This is a genomic window from Mitsuaria sp. MSU3D (assembly GCF_056867975.1).
In genome coordinates this window covers 5,745,700-5,763,524 of the sequence record NZ_CP200314.1, presented here as the reverse complement: position 1 = coordinate 5,763,524, position 17,825 = coordinate 5,745,700, and the positions used below count along the sequence as shown (strand labels likewise).

General features: G+C 66.2%; 13 protein-coding genes. 2 read left to right on the top strand and 11 right to left on the bottom strand.

Annotation, left to right across the window (positions count from 1 at the left end; translation table 11 throughout):
* Window positions 1-162: 162 nt before the first annotated feature.
* Complete coding sequence (locus tag AC1VNM_RS25445; RefSeq protein ID WP_483108750.1) at window positions 163-1,659, top strand: hypothetical protein; 1,497 nt, start codon at window positions 163-165, stop codon at window positions 1,657-1,659.
* A 53-nt stretch (window positions 1,660-1,712) separates the two neighbouring features.
* On the opposite strand, the gene AC1VNM_RS25440 is transcribed toward AC1VNM_RS25445, so the two are convergent.
* The 7 genes from AC1VNM_RS25440 to AC1VNM_RS25410 form a co-directional block, all read right to left on the bottom strand.
* Window positions 1,713-6,422, bottom strand: a complete 4,710-nt coding sequence (locus AC1VNM_RS25440; protein WP_483108749.1) for a DUF3320 domain-containing protein — start codon at window positions 6,420-6,422, stop codon at window positions 1,713-1,715.
* 326 nt (window positions 6,423-6,748) lie between these two features.
* Window positions 6,749-6,997 carry a TetR/AcrR family transcriptional regulator C-terminal domain-containing protein gene (locus AC1VNM_RS25435; protein WP_483108748.1) on the bottom strand — a complete coding sequence of 83 codons (249 nt, stop codon included), beginning with the start codon at window positions 6,995-6,997 and terminating at the stop codon, window positions 6,749-6,751.
* A complete protein-coding gene (locus tag AC1VNM_RS25430; RefSeq protein WP_483108747.1) occupies window positions 6,994-7,239 on the bottom strand; it encodes a TetR/AcrR family transcriptional regulator in 246 nt (81 codons plus the stop codon). The genes AC1VNM_RS25435 and AC1VNM_RS25430 overlap by 4 nt, the downstream gene beginning before the upstream one ends.
* A gap of 7 nt (window positions 7,240-7,246) precedes the next feature.
* Entirely contained in the window at window positions 7,247-8,878 is a 1,632-nt protein-coding gene (locus AC1VNM_RS25425) for a GMC family oxidoreductase (protein ID WP_483108746.1), read from the bottom strand.
* A complete protein-coding gene (locus tag AC1VNM_RS25420; protein ID WP_483108745.1) occupies window positions 8,875-9,465 on the bottom strand; it encodes a sugar dehydrogenase complex small subunit in 591 nt (196 codons plus the stop codon). Before AC1VNM_RS25420 ends, AC1VNM_RS25425 begins: the two co-directional genes overlap by 4 nt.
* Window positions 9,466-9,477: 12 nt before the next feature.
* Window positions 9,478-10,929: a c-type cytochrome gene (locus AC1VNM_RS25415; protein WP_483108744.1), complete on the bottom strand. Its 1,452-nt coding sequence runs from the start codon at window positions 10,927-10,929 to the stop codon at window positions 9,478-9,480.
* 279 nt (window positions 10,930-11,208) lie between these two features.
* Window positions 11,209-11,889, bottom strand: a complete 681-nt coding sequence (locus AC1VNM_RS25410) for a helix-turn-helix domain-containing protein (RefSeq protein WP_483108743.1) — start codon at window positions 11,887-11,889, stop codon at window positions 11,209-11,211.
* A 272-nt stretch (window positions 11,890-12,161) separates the two neighbouring features.
* On the opposite strand from AC1VNM_RS25410, the gene AC1VNM_RS25405 reads away from it, so the two are divergent.
* Complete coding sequence (locus AC1VNM_RS25405) at window positions 12,162-13,049, top strand: LysR family transcriptional regulator (RefSeq protein ID WP_483108742.1); 888 nt, start codon at window positions 12,162-12,164, stop codon at window positions 13,047-13,049.
* 209 nt (window positions 13,050-13,258) lie between these two features.
* Here the strand turns inward: AC1VNM_RS25405 and AC1VNM_RS25400 are convergent, their stop codons facing one another.
* The 4 genes from AC1VNM_RS25400 to AC1VNM_RS25385 form a co-directional block, all read right to left on the bottom strand.
* Window positions 13,259-13,924: a hydrolase gene (locus tag AC1VNM_RS25400; RefSeq protein ID WP_483108741.1), complete on the bottom strand. Its 666-nt coding sequence runs from the start codon at window positions 13,922-13,924 to the stop codon at window positions 13,259-13,261.
* Between the two features lie 26 nt (window positions 13,925-13,950).
* Window positions 13,951-14,427: a response regulator transcription factor gene (locus AC1VNM_RS25395; RefSeq protein ID WP_483108740.1), complete on the bottom strand. Its 477-nt coding sequence runs from the start codon at window positions 14,425-14,427 to the stop codon at window positions 13,951-13,953.
* A gap of 39 nt (window positions 14,428-14,466) precedes the next feature.
* Window positions 14,467-15,807: an alginate export family protein gene (locus AC1VNM_RS25390; RefSeq protein WP_483108739.1), complete on the bottom strand. Its 1,341-nt coding sequence runs from the start codon at window positions 15,805-15,807 to the stop codon at window positions 14,467-14,469.
* Between the two features lie 83 nt (window positions 15,808-15,890).
* Window positions 15,891-17,693 (bottom strand): amidohydrolase, encoded by a 1,803-nt coding sequence (locus AC1VNM_RS25385; protein WP_483108738.1) that lies wholly within the window; start codon window positions 17,691-17,693, stop codon window positions 15,891-15,893.
* Window positions 17,694-17,825: the final 132 nt, after the last annotated feature.

Below are 17,825 nucleotides of genomic sequence, written 5' to 3'. Positions count from 1 at the left end.
CATAAAATTGGGGTTTTGGATTGCAACGGCTTGAAAGCGAGGGTGGCCGCGAACGCCTCAGTTCAGTCGCCGTCGGCGCCGACTGGAGCAGCACCCCCTTCGGGCCGATGGTGCCCGTACGCGGCCGCCGCTATCGTGCGCCGCTCACTAGGAGAGGAACCCATGGAGCCGAGAAACCAGGCGATCAAGATCTTCGATCGTCTCAAGCCGTTGTGGATCGCGCTGACAGGCGGCGCCTTTGCGAGCTTCGCCGGCGGCGCGCTGACACTGCTGTACTTCTGGCGCATTGGCGGCGTGCCTGTAGGGCAGGCAAGCAATCTTCCCGCGTTGGCGACGATCGTTGTTGCCACCGCACTGGTACTGACCGTCACCCTGCTGGCGCTCTGGACCTTCCCCGCATTGCTATCGCGAGCCTTCCTCGACAAGACGCCGTTTGCCCAACTCATGCATAGGCTCTTCACGCGGCCTTCCAGAAAACCGTCAGACGCCAGCGCCGCAACCGCACCCGGAGCAGTCGCAGTCGCGAGCGATGGAGTCCTACCGTCAACCACGAGATGCACCACTGAGATTGCAGGAAGACGGATCCTGTCCTTCGCGCTCGTAACCGTGGGAAGCGGATGTGTCGGTTTGATCCTGGCCGCGTCGGGACTGCTCGCACAGCCCAGCGGCAAATGGACACCGATGACCTGGATCGGGTGCGTGGGCATCCCCTTCTCCGTCACCGGCCTGGGACTGCTCGGGCTATGGCGCCTGTTCAATCGACGTGCAGATCGAGTCTACGGCGTCGTCATCGAGAACGGTCGGTCATCGAGAGGAGGCTTCGCCCTCGTGAGTTGGATCGTGCTGGGCTATAGCGCGGCGCTGGTCTCGCTCTATCCGGTAGCACTTTTGATGCTGGTGTTCTTGAAGTCCGAGTTCCTGCTCTTGCACGACTCGATGGTGACCTTCCTCCTCGGTGCATTCGCGATCGCCGGGTCGCTTGTGGCGACGTTCAGCTTCAGCTTGTTCGTGCTCGTCGATGTGGAGCGAAAAGGCCGATCGATCGTCAAATGGTCTGTGGTCGTCGGCATGAACGTCCTAATCCTGGGGGCTGTGAGCACCCTGCTGGGTCTCGGCGGTCGGATGCTCGAAGGGGTGATGGTCATGTCGTCATTGAGGGTAGAGCGCGCGGTGATCATGCTCGAACCCGAAGGATGCGAGATCCTGGCGTCGATGCAGGCGATCGGGTGGGGTCGGACGCCGGGCGCCACCGGCAAGACCTGCGTTCTCTATGACGTGACCATCCAATCAAGCCTGGAGCCTGCGATGCAAATCGCGTGCTGGCGTGGTGTCGTCGATCGACGAGAGATTGCTCCGCCGAACGAGCCCGCCGCCTCGGCACCGGCTGCATCGGCTTCGCCAGCATCGGGAGTGGCAAGTGCTGCGTTGCCTTCAGCCGCGAGCAGTTCGGCGTCGGCCGTGAAGCCGACTCTGCACTTCTACGGCGGAACACGCGGCTCGTTCTCGATTCCGGTGAAGTTCATCAGATCAATCCGGAAGACGACAGGGGCTGATGGCATGGTCCATGCCGTTTGTCCGTCGGACTATCCGCTGCAACTGGGCGCACCCATCGACCCCAGCCCCTCCGATGCATTGGCGTCGGAAGCAAAACGCCCCTAGATCCAGTTGCGTAATCGCGCCATCGCGCGTGACGGTCCTCCCAGCAGAGATCTTCACTCGCAGGCGACTATTCGACCAGAAATCCGCGCGTGAAGCTCGGATCCAACTCGTCGGAATCCCATCAACTTCGCCGCAGCACGTACCAGCTCAGCGTCATCGCCCCCCGCGTTGTCCTCCCGCGCAAGTTGCAATGCGGCATCGATCTCCAGGTTGGAAATCAAGCTCGCCTTGAGCGTCGCCCCACTCTCCGCGCTCCGGTCCCGTACAGGGGGTGAGTCGGCCTGAGTAGCGGTGAACCAGAACCCGCTGTCCGTCCGTAGCTGCGTGTCGTGTGTCATTGCACTGATCAACGCCGTATGCGCCACACCAAGAATTCGCGATCCCGCCTTCTCTTTGCCATAACAGGCGGCCAGACGTCGCGCCACTTCCTCGACGTGCAAAGGCCCCTCTGCTTCGACAATGCGGCTTACAAGCGCGGAGAGCGTGGCGATCGCCACCTCGTGGGGTTCTTGATCGCTGCGTGTAGGAAACACCGCCCGTTTGTAAGGCGGCATCAGCCTTTCAACGATTTCAGGAACTTCGATTTGCTTCAGGTCTGGTTCTATGTCAATCGCCGAAACCGGCCGCGCTTGGTTGGCGCCGTTGATCCGGATCCCCGCCTCGGCGACCTCACGCGCGGAGGCGAGCGCCGCGACCAATCGCTCTGTCTCGGTCGCGCGGTTGTAGAACCAGTCCGTGCTCCACACTCGATGAAAGCGCCATCCCAAGTGCTCGAGCACGTCCTGGCGCAGACGGTCTCGCTCGCGCGCCCAAAGCGCACTGTGATAAGTCGCACCATCGCACTCCACTGCCAGCAGGTAGGTTGATGGCCTGTCGGGATGACGGACCCCGATGTCGATGCGGAAGCCCGCCGAGCCGACCTGTGGGTCGGCAAGAAATCCGTGCTGGCGGATGACCTCCGCGACGTCCTCCTCGAACGGAGTATCCGCCTCCAGATCTGTCAGTGAGCTGTTGTCGATTCGCCCATGCTTCGCGAATTCGAGAAATCGCTTCAGGATCCGCGGGCCCACGCGTGATGTGCGGTTTACGTCGATGTCGCCCGGGTCGAACGAGGCGAATACCTCGCAGCGCACGCGTGCACGAGTGAACAGGACGTTGAGGCGCCGCTCGCCACCCTCGCCATTCACCGGGCCGAAGGACATGCTCGAAAGCTTGCCGCCAGGCGTTGTGGGCCCGTAGCCAACGCTCACCAGGATCACGTCTCGTTCGTCCCCCTGGACGTTCTCGATGTTCTTGACGAAGACATCTTCGGCCTGGCCTTCACGAAGGAAGGCATCCAACACGGCGTTGGTGCGCCGAGCTTGCTCCAACAATTCGGTAATCAGGTTGCGTTGCGCGAACGAGAAGGTGACGATGCCGAGAGACATCGTGGGATGGTTTCGGGCGTGCTCCGCCACCCTCGCAACGATTGCCTCGCCTTCCTTGCGGTTGTCGCGTTTGCCGCCCTTGTCGTAAGCGCCGTCCACACGCGTGAAGCACAGGCCATAGGCGTCATCCTGCTGCAGAGGCGAAGGCGGCAGGATGAGCCCGCCATCGTAGAACTCCTGGTTCGACACTGCGATGAGCGACGGGTCGCGCGACCGGTAGTGCCATCTCAACATCCGCGAGCCGAGCCCGCGTGCTTCGCAGAGCGTGAGGATGCTTTCCATGGATCCGAGCTTGGCAGCGCCATCCAAGAGGTCCGGCCCGAGGTCCTCGTCGTCCCCTTCCTGATCGTCCTCCTCGCCCGCGACCACACGATCAAAGAAGGAGGACGGCGGCAGTTGCTTGTTGTCGCCGACCACGACGATCTGATTGGCGCGCGCAATCGCGCCGAGCGCATCCTCGGGCCGCACCTGGGATGCTTCGTCGATGACCAGAAGGTCGAACTCCAGAGCCCCTGGGGGCAGGAACTGCGCAACCGAAATCGGGCTCATGAGCAGCACGGGCTTGATGCGCTGGACAGCAGTACCCGCGCGCTCGAACAGACGCCGAACCGCGAGGTGACCACGCTTCTTCGCCATTTCACCGCGGATGACTTTCATCTCGCCTTGGGCACCCTGCGGCACTTGCGTCAAGTGGCCCGCCAGGATGGTCCTTACGCTCTCCTTGAGCCGCGAGCGTTCCAGGCCCGCGAACCGCTGCACAAGATCATGGCGGTCCAGGGTGGAGAGGCTGCGCAGGACGACGGATTCCTGCAATGCCAACTTCCAGAGGGCTTCGGCCCGGGCGTATTGAAGTTCAATCACCGCCGAGGAACCATCCAGTTCGCCGGACCGCATCCGCGCACCAAGGCTCTCCAGTCCTGCATCGTCGATCACGCGACGCAGGCGAGCGAGTTGCACCCAGGAGTTGTAACGAGTAGGCGCCTCGGCCATCGAGCCGAAGCGGCGCGCGACAGACGCAAGATCAATACGCTCGACGTCGCTGGCGCCGATTGTGGCGAGGTCGAGATCGAGGACTTCGATCATGGAACGGAGGCCTGTTCGTGCAGCTTCCACGACACGCCGCAGCCCCTCGCAGATCCTCGCGACGTCTTGCGATCGCGCCGCCAGCGCTAGCAATCCCTCATGTGTTGCGCCCAGTTTTGATGTGCGAGCCGTCTCGCACCACTCCGACACTGCGAGCAGGCGCGCGAAGTCCGTGCGCTCGCCGCGCCAGGCATCGCCGAGCACCCTCCCGGCATATTCGCGGTCGGACTCCCATGCCGCCTTCGCCGTCGAGATGGCAAGCAACCGATCAACAAGGGCGACACGATCCGCCGCGGCCTTGGGAAGAGCACCACGCAGCAGCCCGGCTAATTCCTTCGAAGCCCCGCGGTAGGCACTGCCCCAACGAGCGAAAAACGACTGAGTGCCGGCGACCAACGGCGCCCGCAAGCCTCCAGCCGAATTCGAAAATGCAGTCTCGATGAACAGCTGTTCAGCCTCGTCCCGCTTGCTTCGCCACGCAACCCCGGCAGACAGGACCTCCCGCAGACGCGCCCCATCCGACAAGGTGAGCAAAGCCCTGGCGTCATCCACTGCATTCGATGGCAAGCCGGAAAGGTGTGTGACCAGATCCTCCGCAGGCGCGGTTGTCGCCAACACTCTCGGCGCCGTCGATCCAACCGCGAGCAGGGCCTCGTTCAAGACCTCCCACAAGTTGTCGGCGGCCCGTCGCACCTCAACCAGACGGGGTGCCAGCCGTTCCAGGTCGACTGGTTGCAACTCCAGGTTCCGGGCTCCTTCGAAGATATGCGGTGCACCCGAATCCTCGGCAGCGATGCGTTCGCCGTAGAGCTGCAGCGTTCGGACCAGCATTGCCTCGCCCTCACGACTCATGGCCGTCAGCGATGTCGTGTCCAGAGTTGGAGGCGCATATCCGGCGCCCATGAACCTCGCCTGCCGTCCGATGACGGCATAGGGCGTCTCGCCCGTCTGGCCGATGGGCATGTGCAACGCTGCTGCAATGTCGTTGAGCTGGTCACGCGAATTTCGCAACGCCACGGGCGCGTCAGGCATCTCAGGGATAGCTGCCGCCTGCGACAGGGTCCTTGCGAGTTCCGCCAGCACCGCCTTCTTGTTTGCATTGCGCGAGTGCAGCTCCAGGCAGATGTCGCGCAGGCCGACTTTCACAAGACGATCATGGACAACGGAAAGCGCCGCCATCTTCTCCGCGAGGAAGAGCACACGTCGACCTTCCTTGGACGCCGCGGCGATGATGTTGGTGATCGTCTGGCTCTTGCCTGTACCCGGCGGCCCCTGCACCACCAGGTTTCGTCCGGCTCTCACCTCCTCGATGACCTGAGCCTGCGACGCGTCGGCATCGACTACGTGGAATTGCCTGTCCGGCGGGAGCGCAAGGTCCAGGGGCTGTTGTCCGTCGAACAGCGGCGACTCCGATGTGAAGCCTTCGTACAGCAGCCCCCGCGTGAGCGCATGATCCGCCAAGGCGCCGTCCGGCCAAGCATCGACCGCCAGATCCTTGAACATCAACAGCTTGTTGAAGCTGAAGAAGCCCAGTTGCACGGCGTCGGCTTCGATCTTCCATCCCTGCCGCTGAGCGATGACTTCAGCAACCTCTTCGAAGTAGTTGTTCGGCGACCATTCATCGCCGACTTCCAGTTCGGGCAGTTGGATCCCGAAGTCATCGAACAGGCGCTGCTGGAGCGGCAGGTTGGCGACGAGGTCTTCCTCCCGCATCCGAAGGTCGTAAGTGGACGTCCTGGCATTGCGCACGAGTTCTACCGGGAGCAGCACCAGAGGAGCTTCGCGGGCGACGACCGACGACTTGTCCTCGAACCAAGTCAGGAAGCCGAGGGCCAAGTACAGGATATTGACGCCCGACTCCTCCTCGGCCGTCTGAGCTTCGCGAGCGATCTTGAGGAGCTTCTTTTGGAGGGCATCCGGTCCCAACCGGGTTTCCAACTGAACGTCCTGGAAACGCCCCTCGTCGAAACCTTCGCCACCCGAATCCGTGAAAGGGACCGAGTCCTTCTCCTCATCCTTGTCGCGACCAAGGGCAAGGAAGCGCATCGCCCTGCCCGCCGAAAGAATGGCATGGACATCGTTCGACCGCTCGTTGACGATGTTCAGGACGTTGCCTCGAGTGTTGGCACGGTTGACGTGCACAAGTCGGTTTCGAGTCCCAGTCTCTACCAGTCTCCGACGCGTGTCGTCGAACAGCTTGGTGATTGCGGATCTCGCGGCCTGATCTTCAGACCCTCTTGTCGATGACGACATGCAACGCTCCCATATCCCCAGCCGTTCGTGGTCGGCTGCTCCCCATGGATAGCCTGCTGGTGGCTGGCCCAGAGGGCCGCGCGCAGGACTGCTGCATCAATTGTAAGCAGGCGAAAACAGATGACCTGCGGCTCCGGTGCCAGCACCGCCACCAACGGCACTGCGTCGCCAGCCCTCGATAGATCGCGGTTCTTCGCGAATCTCATTCGCTTGCTGCCCGATCCGCTTGATCAACAGATCCCGGATCAGGGCGCGTACGCCCGCATGAACACGCTCACGCACGCGCGGCAGTACGTCCGCGTCGCCGCCTTGGCGCGCAGCGGCGGCTACCTCATCAGCAGGCGCATCTGCTCGTTGCCGCGCACCATGCCGAGGAACTGCTCAGCCGCCTGCGGCACGTTCCGGATCGCCAGCGAGCCCGCCTCGCGGCAGGCGAGCAGGAAGCCGGCCAGGTCCTGCATGACGGCCTCCGGTCCGGAGTTGAAGAGGTCGTGTCCCAGCGCCGGCGAGACCGACACGCTCGCATGCAGCAGGCGGATGTGCGCGAGGATCTCCGGCGCGGTGATGAGCGTCACTTGAACGGGAAGTACTTGTAGACCGTGACCTTCGAAACCGCCGCGCCCGCGGCGACGCGGTCCACGCTGCCCTTGTCGAAGCCGAACTCCGCGAAGTGCTCTCGCGCTGCCGTGAGGATGCTCGCCCGCTTGCCAGGGTCGCGCGGGCGCCCTCTTCCACGAGGGGCCGCGCTGCCTTCGCTGTCGCTGTCGCGCTTGCGATCGGCCAGGCCGGCCGCTTCAGCCTTCGACGGATTCCGCATCCAACGATCAGATCTCCTTCAGCAGCGTGTCCGCGATGCGCAGGCTCAAGGCCGCACCGGTCAGCGTCGGGTTCATGCACGAGGCCGACGGCATCACGCCCGTCCCCGCGATGAAGAAGTTGGGATGGTCGTGCGTGCGGCAGTCGCGGTCCACCACCGAATCCTTCGGATCGTCGCCCATCAGCGTCGTGCCCATGATGTGCTGGCGGTCCTGATGCTTGGTGTCCGTCTTCAGGACGTCCGCCTCCATCAGCTTGGCCATCCGCTCCAGGTCCTTGACCGCGAAGTCGCGGCCCGCGTTCCAGTAGTCGTTGACGCTGTAGTAGATCTCCGGCACCGGGATGCCGATGGCATCGGTGTGCGTCTTGCTCGGCACGATGCGGTTCTGCGGCTGCGCCTCGGTCTCGAAGTCCACCGCCACGTTCAGCGAGCGCGCCGAGCGCTTGCGGATCTCCTCGTCCAGCTTGGTGCCCATCACGCCCTTGGCCAGCAGCTCCGACGCGATCTGCTGCGTCGTCACCGTGTTGCGGAACTTGGTCTTGTAGCTGGGGATGTCCTTGCGGAACGGTCCGTCACGGTAGTTCAGATAGACCAGCAACTCCGTCGGGCCCTGCCCCGGCCACACGTCCTCGTTCATCATGATGTTCATGCTGATGCCGGTGTGGCCCATCAGGTTGCGGCCCACCTGGTCGGAGGAATTGGCGATGCCGTTGGGGTACTTCTCCGAGGTCGACATCAGCAGCAGCTTCGGCCCTTCGATCGCGTAGGCGGCCAGCACGAAGTGACGCGCCGTCAGTGCGTGCGAGCTGCCGTCCGGCTTCTTGTAGTGGACGCGCGTGATCTTGCCGTCGGGGCCTGCCTCGATGCGATAGGCCACCGCGTTGTCGAGCAGCTTCGCGCCCGCGCGTTCCGCGACGTCGATGTGCATGGAGCCGTCGTACTTCGCGCCGATCGGGCAGACCGGGTTGCAGTTGTTGTTGCCCGCGCAGACCGGCCGGTTGCCGTAGGGACGCGACGCGCGGCCGTGCGGCTCGATCACCGGGTGGTAGCCGCCGGGCTTGAGCATCTCCGCCACCCGTTTCATGAAGTAGGGCTCGTTGAGCGGCTTCATCGGGAACGGCTGCGAGCGCGGCGGACTGGCCTCGCCGCCGTGGCCGCTCTCGTCCTGGCCGTCGGCGCCGGACACGCCCAGCTCCGCTTCCGCCTGGCAGTAGTAGGGCTCGAGCTCGTCGTAGCCGATGGGCCAGTCGCGGCCGCGACCGTAGAGCGTCTTGAGCTTGAAGTCGTTCGGGATCATCCGCCACAGCGCGGAGCCGAAGTGCCAGGTCGTGCCCCCGACCACGCGCAGGTACTTGGTCGGATAGGAGACCGGCCCGGTCTGGCGCAGGTAGTCGCCATAGGTCGACGGGATGTGCGGCGGATTCGGGAACGGGGACCCCGCGCCCTGCAGCTTCATGTTGGCCAGCGAGAGCTTCACCGGCGAGTTGCGGAAGGTCTCCACGATGTCGGCGCGGCGCACGCGCGGACCGGCTTCGAGAATGATGACGGACTTGCCCGCCTTGGCGACGCGGCTGGCGATCAGCCCGCCCATCACTCCGGACCCGATGACGATCAGGTCGGCGTCGTACTGTGTGCTCATGCGGTCTTGCGTTCGTTGGTGGCGGCCGGGGTCACAGGCGGGGTCACGCCCGGCTTGTCGCCCCAGGAGTCGGGGCCGGCGCCGTAGGTCGGCACCACGAGGACGTCCTGGGTCGGGCGGTACATCAGCGCCTCGGCGTAGCTGATCAGCTCGGCGTCGGCGTCCTGGCCGACGATGCCCAGGTACCAGGCGGAGACGATGCGCGTGGTCAGCGCGCGCAGCGTGTCCTGGAGCTCCGGCGCGTCGAGCAGTTGCTCGACGCTCGCGGCCCGGCTCGTCGACATCACCGCGAGGAGCGCCCGGGCGCTGTCGTCGAACTGCGGATCGCGCCTGGCCAGCGCCGCCTGGTAGCGGCCGGCCAGCGTCGCGTCGAGCGGCTTTCCGCCGGTCAGGAAGACGGAGAGCCGCAGGAAGTCGGGGGCCGGCAGCGCGGCGGGCGCCGCGCCGGCGGCGAGGCCTTCGCGCGCGGCCAGCAGGCCCGCGCCGCCCAGGGCCAGCGCGGTGCCGGCCAGCGAGGCCATTTCCAGCAGGCTGCGCCGCGAGAGTGACCGGTTCAGCGCCTGCGAGGGATCGTGTTCATGGGTCATGGAGGACTCCGTTCAAAAGGCGCCGCGCAGTCGCCGGGCGCGTTGCACACGGCGTCGGCGACGCAGCACGAGGGCGATCAGCACCAGCAGCACCAGCACGCCGCCCGGCACCATGAAGGGCTGCGCCTTCGCGAGGAAAGGCTTGGGGCCACCGGCGCGGGCGACACGGACGTCCTCGACGCCGACCTTCACCGCGGCATTGCCGTAGCGGCTCAGCACGTAGTTGGCGAGGTCGGCGATCTCCTGATCGCCAAGCCGATCGGTGAAGGACGCGGCATCGCCGAAGGCCGGCATGAAATGCGGCTTGCCGGCGACGGTGCGGTCCACGCCGTGCAGGATGGTGGCGATGAGGTTGTCGGCGCGATCGCCGCCCGTGGCGCTGTTGTGGAACAGCGAGGGGTACTCGCCGTTCGAGGTCCCGGTTCCGTTCTCCTGATGACAGTGCGCGCAGCTGGCGCTGAAGACCCGCCAGCCGGGATCGACCTGCTGGAGACCGCGCAGCGCGACTTCATCGCGGGACGCCTCGCCGAACGCGTGGCGCGCCTTGCCGCCCGCCTGCGCGGCGGCGCCGGCCACCGCCGGCGTCTGCTTCAGATAGGCCACGATGGCGCGCAGGTCCGATTCGGGCAGGTGCTGCAGGCTGTGCTCGATCGCCTCGGCCATCGGGCCGGCCGCTTGCGCCTTGCCGTGGACCTGACCGGTCCGCAGGTACTGCACCAGCTCGTCCTCGCTCCATCCGCCGATGCCGTGCACCGGGTCCGAGGTGATGTTCGGCGCGAACCAGGGGCCGACGTTGGCGCCGGACAGGAAGGGCTTGCCCAGTTCCTCGGCCATCAGCGTGTTGCGCGGCGTGTGACAGGTGCTGCAGTGCGCGAGCGCGTTGGCCAGATAGGCGCCGCGATTCACCGGCTCCGACTTCGCGGGGTCAGGTGTGAAGCGCTCGTCCTTCAGGAACAGCGCGTTCCACACCGCCATCGAGGCCCGCACGCTGAACGGGAACGGCAGCTCTGTCTCGGCCACCGGCTGGTCCACCGGCTTCACCTCGTGCATGAAGTACGCGTAGAGCGCGGCGGTGTCGGCATCGGACAGCTGCGTGTACGCGGTGTAGGGCATCGCCGGGTAGAGATGGCCGCCGTCGCGACGCACGCCCTGACGCAGCGCGCGCTGGAACTCGAGCAGCGTGTACCCGCCGATGCCGTGCGTCGTCGACGGCGTGATGTTGGTCGCCACGATGGCGCCCATCGGCGACTCGATCCGATAGCCGCCGGCGAAGGGCGCGCCGCCCTTGGGCGTGGTGTGGCAGGCCGCGCAATCGGCCGCGATGGCCAGCTGCCTGCCGCGCGCAATGAGCGCCGCGTCGACCGCCGGCTGCTCCGCCAGCGCCAGCCCCGGGCAGGCGCACAAGGCCAGCATCGAGAGCGAGAGCGCCGCTGCGCCACGCGGTATCCACCTCGTGAGATTCATCCGTTCGACCCCTGTCCGTTGTTCGTGCGGGGGCGAGCGATGCCTCATCGATGCCCCATGTCTACAGGATTGGTACCGGTACCAATTCAGATCGACGGATTTTGCATACGAATGAGTTCACCAAAGCGAAGAGCACGAGCGGCAGTCGCACCGGCGAGTCGGCACGAGCCTCTGCTCGCACGGATTTTCCATTTCGGGGCGCGTCGTTCCAGGCCCGTGCCAGAACGGTGCCAGGTCGTGCCTCGCGGGAGCATCGTGTCGACGACCACGCCCGCCAGGCTAGGTCAGCCGATCCAGGCGCCACGCCGCCGGTGTCGATCCGGTCACCTTGCGGAACACCCGACCGAAGTGCACGGCATCGGCAAAGCCCGTGGCCTCGGCCACGTGGTCCAGCGACCGGGAGGTGTTCATCAACAGATCCTTCGCCCGCTCGATCCGTGCGCGCAACTGCCATTGGTAGGGGGCCACGCCCGTCGACGCCTTGAAGGCGCGGCTGTAATGCGACTGGGGCAGGTCCGCCAACGCCGACAGGGTCGCCAGATCCACTCGCGCCGGGAGTTGCGAATCCAGGAACATGATCGCGTCCCTCAGCTGCCTCGGAGACAGGCCCGCCGCCGGCTTGTCGGCGGTCTTGGGCGGCTCCAGCAGCCGAGCCGCGATCGCCGCGATCAGCGAGTCCCCGTACAGCTGCGCGCCGGGATCGGGATCCTGCACAGCCTCGGCCAGCAGCTTCGCCAGCGACCACACCCGGTCATCGGTGAAGCGCAGTCTCGGGACGTCGAGCAGACCTGTGCCTGACGGGATCTGCAGACGCTCGCACAAGGTCGGCATGTCGAAGCTGAGGCTGACATCCTTGACGAAACGCGCATCCGCCGTGTACCCCCAGAGCTCGATGTCCGCCGGCGCGAAGTGCATGTGACGCGGCCTGTAGTCGACCGGACACGGGGTGTTCGCGCTCAAGCGAGGCTCGCAACGGCCGCGGCCGACTTCCTCCAGGATCACGCCGAGCCGGGTCTCGGGTCCGTGCCGCATCTGATGCAAGACCCGACCCCCGCAGGTGAACTCCGTCACCTCCACCAGGACCCCGCTCCAGCGGCGGCCTGAGGTCTCCCGTTTCAACAGATTTTCGGGAAGCTCAGGAGGGCTCGTCATGGAAACGATGTTCGCATTCCCCTACGTGGTACGGTAGCCCCGCTGCGCGTGCAGCTGTGTTGCCAGAACAGGAACGCGACGTGGATATCGACGAGCTGAAGACCTTCGTTGAAGTGGCGGACGCGGGAGGCATCTCCCCCGCCGCGCTCCGGCTGGGGGTCGCCAAATCCATCGTGAGCCGGCGTCTCGCGCGGCTGGAAGCCGACCTCGGCGTGCAGCTGCTGGCGCGCACGACGCGCGGCGCGGCGCTCACGGAAGCCGGGATGACCTTCCGGGACTACGCCGCCCGGATCTGCGCGGAGCTCGACATCGCGCGGGAGACGGTCCTGCCGGCCGGCGACCTGCGCGGGCGCCTGCGCGTCGCCGCGCCGCTGTCCTTCGGTCCGACGCACTTCGCCCCCGTGCTGGCGGAGATGGCGCGCCGGCACCCGCAGCTGCACCTCCAGACCTGCTACAGCGACCACTTCGTCGATCTCGTCACGCAAGGTTTCGACTGCGCGATCCGGGTCGGCTACCTGCCCGACTCGAACCTCGTCGCCGCGCGCGTCGGCGAGATCCACGCGAAGCTGGTGGCCAGCCCCGCCTACATCGCGACGCACGGCGCGCCCGAGACCCCCGCGGAGCTCCTGGCGCATGAGGCGCTGATGCAGGGCACCGAGAGCTGGCAGCTGATGGATGGCGACGAGGTCATCACGGTGCGTCCGCAAGGGCGCTTCAAGGCGGACAACGGGTCGGCGCTGGTGGCCGCGGCCGTCGCGGGGTTGGGCATCGGCTATCTGCCCGATGGCCTCACCCACAGCCATCGGGCGTCCGGCGCCCTGGTGCCCGTCATGACCCGCCATCCCGTCCGGACGGCGGGCGCCTATGTCGTGCGTCCACCCGGCCCGCACCCCTCACGGAAGATCCGCGTGCTGATCGAGTTGCTGCGCGAGTACTTCGACCAGACACCGAATCTCGTGGCGGCGTAGAGATCGCCTGCCCGGTGGTCGCCTCTCGCCGCTCGCCTTGCCGCTGAACACCGGGATCGATCCAAGGATGACATGCGCGGGGCCGGTCGTCGGCACGCATCCATTCAAGGCCGCCGAAGCCGATGTGCCCGGTGCCATCCGCCGGATCATCGAAGCGCAGATCGCCGTCCACGATTCATGGGGTTCTCCTCCGAGGCATGACCTGACCCTCAGCCGGCGATCTTGGGGATGTTGGACCCCTTGGTCGCCGACTCCAGCAGCTGGACTTCCCAGGCGTAGGCGATGCCGCTGGCGCCGCCATGGTCGCGGACGACTTCCGTCAGCGCGACGGCAGTCTCCACGCGCGCCCAGTCGCGCTGCCATTCGGAGATCACCGCCATCCAGGTGATGGGCACGGCGCCCGCCTGCACCAGCCGGCGCACGGCCATGTCGTGGGACTCCGCCGACACGCCGCCGGAGGCATCGGTGACGACGAACACGTCGTAGCCTTCGCCCAACGCCTGGATGGCCGGCATCGCCAGGCAGATCTCCGTCCACAGCGCCGCGAGGATCAGCTGCTTGCGGCCGCTCTTCTTCACGATGTCGGTGACCGCCGGATCCTCCCAGGTGTTGATGAAGGTGCGGTTGATCGGCTTCTGGTCGGGGAACACGTCCTGCAATCCCTTGATCAGGTAGCCGCCGCGCTCCTCGATCACCGTGGTCAGGATGGTCGGCACGTCGAAGACCTTCGCGCCTTTCGCGAGCCCGATGACGTTGTTCGTGATCATCGTCGGCTCGTGGCTGTGGAGGTTCGCGAACTGGTAGGGCTGATGGTCGATCAGGACGACGATGCTGTCTTCGGGACGAAGCAATGCGGGAAGACCGGTCTTGGGCATGGGTAGTTCCTTGAATGATCTGGCGCTCACGCGCCGTCGGTGGGATTGAGCAGGCTCCGCCGCGGCGATGCGCGGCGGGGGGTCGCCTGCGGGTGAGAAGGGATGTTGCCGACGCCGCCGCGAGAGGTCACTGTCCGATCTTGCGCACGACAGTCGGAATCGATCGCCGACGAGTACCGCCACTCGTCGATCAGATCGCGGCGCATGGCTTGGATGACGGCCTGCGTCCTGCTGTGCACGTTCAGCTTGTGCAGCACCGTCTTCACATGCGTCTTGATCGTCCCGGGGGCGATGCCCAGCCGCAAGCCGATGGACTTGTTGTCCAGGCCGACGCACAGCATGGTGAGCACGTCGAACTCTCGCGGCGTCAAGGCATCGCCTGGCCAGTCTTCCGCCACCGCGGCCGCCGCGGTGCGGCACAGGTAGCGACGACCGGCGATGACCGCGCTGGCGGCCTGGCGGAGCTCTTCCAGCGTGCACGACGCGTGGACGTAGCCGGTCACGCCAGCGGCCGTGGCCTGACGGATGCCGCCCTGACGGGTTCAGAACCGGTACTGCGCACTGAGGCTGAGGAAGCTCAGCACCTCGCCGGCGCCCGTCTCGCGCAGAAACGCGCCCGGCTGTGCGTAGGCGACGACCACCGTCGTGGACCAGCCCGGCGCCATCGTCCAGGTAGCGCCTACCGACGCGATGGTCGCCACGTAGCGGGCGCGACTGTCACCGGCGGCACGGAACAACAGGCCGTTGGGCGCATACACGCCATCGCGGGTGCTGTGACGCCAGAAGAAGTCGAGGCTGGCATTCAGCTGGACCCGCGGCGCCACCTTGAGGCTCAGGGCCGGGTGGATGTTGAAGAAGTTGCGGGGCCCGAGCGTCGCTTCATCGCCGAAGTAGTTGCCGCGTGGATAGAACGGATTGAGGGTGCCGAGGCGGTCGTCGTGGGGATCCTTGTCGCCGCTGGCGACGGCGAGCAGCAGCGCCACCCTCGGCTGACCATCCACGCCATCGAAGGTGTAGCCGGTGTCCGTCGCGAGCGACCAGGCGCGGATGTCGGCGTCGCCGAAACGCCCGCCTTGCACGGCGAATTCCCAGTTCCAGTCCCAGGCCTGGTGGCCGCCGAACACGCGGGTGCCGAGCGACCAGCGGCGTTCGTGCGCCACCCCTTGGGCGTAGCGTCCCAGTTCGTCTTCGAAGTCCAGCAGGTAGACGTCCCAGGAACTCACGCTGCCGGTGCGGGTCGCGTAGAGGCCTCGCAGCGTCTGCGTTTGCGAGCGGGCGTCATCGAAGCTGCCCAGACGGTTCTGCCGCGGCGCCGCGGCGAAGGCGTCGACACGCCAGGCACCGCTCGTCGCGTAGCCGCGGACGGCGTCGAAGCTGCGCCGCACGTTCGGACCCTCGCGGGCATCGATGGCGCGTCCCGTTCCGAACTGCAGTTCCTGGATGCCGGCGCGCAGGCCGATGCCGCCGTCCTCCACCGCCGATCGCCATTCGACGAACAGGTTGGTGGGATCCAGCCGGTCCTCGTCCACCGGGGACGGACCGCCGGCCCGTCCCCGGGTGATCGAGCTGGCCAGTTGGGCAAAGCCGCGCCAGTGCTCGCCCACGCCGAGGTCGGCGAAGACGGAAGCGCGCTGCATCACCACGCCCCAACGGTCTTGCCGGTCCAGCCCGTAGCGCGGATGGTCGGCGTGCTCATAGCGCCAGCGCAGATCGCCGCCGACGCTCAGGCGCAGGTCGTCCGCGACCTGACGGTCCTTCCAGCAGGCGAGGCCGCCGTCGTCCGCGTTGCAGGACTGGCGCTGGGCGCTGACATCGTCATCGAAACGCACGGGTCGGAACTGCGCCAGCGCGGCGTCGGCCATCAGGAGCAGGGAAGCGGGCAAGAGCAGGCCGAGCCCCGCTGCGCGCGCACTCACCCCGCCTGACCGCCACCACCGCCCCCGCGCATTGACGGGTGCGGTGCCACTCATCGAGCTTGGTAGTAGCCGCCGAAGTACTTGATCGGTGACCAGGCGGGCAAGACCTCGGGCAGCACCGGCGACAGCGATTGGTAGTCCTGCGCGCCGTACACCACCCGGCCATCCATGACGGTCAGGACCGAGCCGACGGACTTGATCTGGGACTCCGCGACGGTGAAGTAGTCCTTGTCCAGCAGCACGAAGTCGGCGAGGTAGCCCGGGGCGATCATGCCCACCTCCGCGTCGGCGTGCATGAACCACGCGGCATTGCGGGTAAACAGCCTCAGCGCTTCGACGCGCGACAGCCGGTTGTCCTTGGCGAGCACCTCGGTGCCGGCGATCGACTTGCCCGACACCATCCAGCTGATGCCGACCCACGGATTGAACGAGGCCGCGCGGAAGGCGTCGGTGGTCATGGCCAGGGGGATGCCGCTGTCGACCAGCTCGCGCAGGCGCGGCGTGAGCAGTGCCTTCTCGCGCCCGTGGGTCTTGATGAAGCCGTCGCCGTGCAGCGCCATCTTGGTGTCAAGTGCGATGCCGCCGCCCAGCGCCTTCACGCGGGCGATGTTGGCGGGACTGATGGTCTCGGCGTGTTCGAGGCTCCACCGCAGGCCGTCGAGCGGCGTCTTCTCATTGAGCTTCTCGAGCGCATCGAGGAAGGGCGTGATGTTCTCGTCGTAGCTGATGTGCTCGCGGAAAGGGATGCGACGCTGGACCAGCTTGGCGATGTCGCGCTCCACCAGTTCGTGCCACTTTTCCGGCGGGATGACGATCGCGGGGCGGTCGAAATTCTCGTGGTCGTGCACCTCCGCCGACAGCAGCTCGCCGGCGCCGCGATAGACGTGACCGTGCGCCAGTTGCGGGTGCAGGTTCTGCCCGGGACTGATGGGCGCGGTCTTCGTGATCGCCGTGATCTGCGCGTCCACCACGTTGCCGTCGAACTGGATGTCCACGAAGGGCATGCGGATGTTGAGGCGGTTGTCGCGGGCGAGGACGTCCACGGTGCGCTGCGCCTTGGGATAGCCGCGGAAGCCCGTGCCCGCGTCGACGATGGACGTGATCCCGACGCGGTTGAGGCTGTGGACCGTCTGGACCAGCGAGCTGACCTCCTCATCGAAGCTCAGCTGGGGGACCATGGTCTCGAGGGCGATGAACATGAAGGTGTTGCCATGGACGACGCCGGTGTACCGGCCCTGCTCATCCTTCTCCAGCACGGTGTCCGGCAGCTGGGGGAACTTGTCGGTGCCCACGCCGAGGGCGTCCATCGCCTGCTGGTTCAGGTAGGCGCGGTTGTAGGCGTACTGCACGATGAGCGGGCGGTTGGGGACGGCCTGCCGGATCTCCTCGATGGTGGGGAAGCGCTTCTCCTCGAACTGGTAGGGAGACCAGCCGCCGATCACCTTCACCCACTGCCCCTCCGGGGTCCGCCTGGCCTGCTCGCTCAACATCGCCAGGGCGCGACGCAGCGTCGGCACGCCGTCCCAACGCAGGGTGAAGTTGTAGCCGCCCTCGTTGAGCACGTGGGTGTGCGCGTCGATGAGGCCCGGGATGAGCCGGCGGCCGCGGGAGTCGATGAGTCGCGTGCCGGCGCTCTTCAAGGCCAGCACCTCGGCTTCGGAGCCGACCGCGTAGATGCGCCCGCTCTTGACGGCCAGGGCGGAGGCCGCGGGTTGCGCGGCATTGCCAGTGAAAATCTTGGCGTTGTGCACGATCAGGTCCGCGCCTGTCGCCTCCTGCTTGACCTGTGCATGGACGTGGGTCAAGCCGATCATCACCAGACCTGCGATCAGTCGCTTCAGCTTCACTGTCATTTCCCTCTCGATGGATATGAAAGAACGCCGCTGTTCCGATCTCGTTCCACGAGCCGGACACCGCATGCGTCGAATGACGGAAATGGTGCCGAGGCGGTACCGCGCCGTCACTGATCGTTCCTGCTGCCGGCA

Bases quoted from the DNA above. Each gene is read 5' to 3' on its own strand.
- AC1VNM_RS25415 (WP_483108744.1), bottom strand. From the start codon at position 10,929: ATGAATCTCACGAGGTGGATACCGCGTGGCGCAGCGGCGCTCTCGCTC.
- AC1VNM_RS25420 (WP_483108745.1), bottom strand. From the start codon at position 9,465: ATGACCCATGAACACGATCCCTCGCAGGCGCTGAACCGGTCACTCTCG.
- AC1VNM_RS25385 (WP_483108738.1), bottom strand. From the start codon at position 17,693: ATGACAGTGAAGCTGAAGCGACTGATCGCAGGTCTGGTGATGATCGGC.
- AC1VNM_RS25440 (WP_483108749.1), bottom strand. From the start codon at position 6,422: ATGTCGTCATCGACAAGAGGGTCTGAAGATCAGGCCGCGAGATCCGCA.
- AC1VNM_RS25425 (WP_483108746.1), bottom strand. From the start codon at position 8,878: ATGAGCACACAGTACGACGCCGACCTGATCGTCATCGGGTCCGGAGTG.
- AC1VNM_RS25445 (WP_483108750.1), top strand. From the start codon at position 163: ATGGAGCCGAGAAACCAGGCGATCAAGATCTTCGATCGTCTCAAGCCG.
- AC1VNM_RS25400 (WP_483108741.1), bottom strand. From the start codon at position 13,924: ATGCCCAAGACCGGTCTTCCCGCATTGCTTCGTCCCGAAGACAGCATC.
- AC1VNM_RS25430 (WP_483108747.1), bottom strand. From the start codon at position 7,239: ATGCGGAATCCGTCGAAGGCTGAAGCGGCCGGCCTGGCCGATCGCAAG.